Genomic DNA, 247 nt, shown 5'->3' on the forward strand with positions numbered 1-247 from the left:
TCGCACACTGGCCGACACACTCGCCGCAGAGGTGCTGCCTTTAGCCGACGCATGCCGCTTCCTGGAGCGGGAGGCGCTCTCCATCCTGCGACCTCATCGGCTCTCTTCTCGCAGCCGTCCTTTTTTTCAGCGGCATGTGGAGGCGACCGTCGAGCGCGTGCCGCTCGGTGTGGTTCTGATTCTGGGACCCGGAAACTACCCGCTGTTCCTGCCGGGTGTGCAGGCATTGCAGGCGATCGTTGCCGGC

At 64.8% G+C, this 247-nt stretch carries 1 protein-coding gene; it reads left to right on the top strand.

The features are described 5' to 3' along the window. A partial coding sequence (locus AC5IJH_RS18670; RefSeq protein WP_491904312.1) for an aldehyde dehydrogenase family protein occupies window positions 1–247 on the top strand: 247 nt, incomplete at both ends.

The organism is Candidatus Dedyshia acidiphila (genome assembly GCF_051025295.1).
Classification (GTDB): domain Bacteria; phylum Acidobacteriota; class Terriglobia; order Terriglobales; family Acidobacteriaceae; genus KBS-83.